At 74.6% G+C, this 1,417-nt stretch carries 1 protein-coding gene and 1 pseudogene; one reads left to right on the top strand and one right to left on the bottom strand.

Annotated features, from left to right (window positions below; translation table 11 throughout):
- Positions 1–280 (bottom strand): annotated as a pseudogene (locus ACFU0Y_RS18165) (hypothetical protein); the annotation flags it as partial.
- Positions 281–707: 427 nt separating this feature from the next.
- Between ACFU0Y_RS18165 and ACFU0Y_RS18160 the strand changes: the two are divergent.
- On the top strand, positions 708–1,340 hold the full coding sequence (locus ACFU0Y_RS18160; RefSeq protein WP_380216369.1) for a vitamin K epoxide reductase family protein: 633 nt from the start codon (positions 708–710) through the stop codon (positions 1,338–1,340).
- The last annotated feature ends 77 nt before the right edge of the window (positions 1,341–1,417 follow it).

The following is a 1,417-nucleotide window of genomic DNA, read 5'->3' as shown; positions in this document are numbered from 1 at the left end:
GGGCCGGGGGCGCCCCGTCCGGTGCGGGCGCCGGGGCGACGTCGAGGACCTCGCCCGAGGCCTCGGCGGAGGCCTCCGGAGCGGTGCCCGGCGCCGGCCGGCCGGGCACCGACGACTCGTCGTGGACCTCGCCCGGCGCCTCGGCCGGGGTCTCCGGGGCGGTGTCCTGCACCGTTCCCTCCGCCACCGGGAGGTCCCGGCGTGCGTCGTCCGATGTGTTCTGCTGACCAGCGTCCAGGGCGTCCTGCGCCCCGGCCTGGTTCACCTGTTCGGCATCCATATACGGCTGTGCTCCTGCCGCGGTACGCCGTCCGTACCCGGTCCCCGCAGCGGCTTGGTCGGCGTATCGCCGGTGGGGGTCCACGCGGCGGCCAGAAGTCCTGTGCGTACCCGTCGCGTCCCGCACACCTCGCGAACGGGCGGGGACGGCAGCGAGCCAGTCCGGGGCTTCGAGCCGCTGCACCCGAGGGCAACGGTCTTGAGCCGGCGGCGGACGCGCTCAATCCGATGAGAGCCGCGGGTCCTGCCGACCTGGGGTCGAAGTCCGACTGGGCCGAGATCCCGCGTACGGGCGGGCTCGACCGTGGCCAGTATCTCACAGACGTCCCGGTCCGGGCCGGATTGGACCCGTCACGGCCCGCAACCCTCCCGCAGCCCGCCCGTGCGGGTCCCAGGAGGCGCCGAGGGGCATCGCCTAGGATCGGCGTGTGACCTCCACCCCGCCCACGCTCGACCGCTCCCCCGCGGTGCCCCCCGGCCAGGACGCCCGCGCCGACCGGCGCTGGGGCCTCGTGGCCCTCGTGACCGCCCTCCTGGGCTTCTACGGGGCCGCCACGCTGGTGTACGAGCGGCTCCAGCTGTTCCTCGACGCCGGACACCGCACCAGCTGCGACATCAACTCGTGGCTGTCCTGCGGCACCGTCATGCGCACCCCCCAGGCGGAGGCCTTCGGCTTCCCCAACCCCTTCATCGGCATCGTGGCCTACGCGGTCGTCGTGGCCGTGGCGCTCGCGGTGCTGGCCGGCGCCCGGTTCGCCTCCTGGTACTGGTGGGGGCTGCAGATCGGGGTGAGCCTCGGCTGGGTCTTCGTGCTGTGGCTGTGGTGGCAGACGACGTTCGAGATCAACGCCCTGTGCCTGTACTGCATGCTCGTGTGGGTGATGCAGACCGTGCTGCTCGTCCACACCACGGCCCGCAATCTGCGCGCCGGCGTGCTGCCGGCCCCGGCCGGGGTGGCCCGCGGCGCCGAGCAGTGGGCGTGGTTCGTCTCCGCGGCGCTGCTCGTGCTGCTCTTCGGCACGGTGCTCGTCCGGTTCGCCGGGGTCATCTTCCCCGCCTGAGCCCGCCGCGGGCCACCGGCTCCTCCGGACGCGGCGCCGCTCCGCGCCGACGACGACGGCCTCCGCCCGTGCTGGGC

It is taken from the genome of Kocuria sp. NPDC057446 (assembly GCF_042802875.1).
Classification (GTDB): domain Bacteria; phylum Actinomycetota; class Actinomycetes; order Actinomycetales; family Micrococcaceae; genus Kocuria.
The sequence above is the reverse complement of the archived record's forward strand: the minus strand, read 5'-3'. Positions and strand labels throughout refer to the sequence as shown.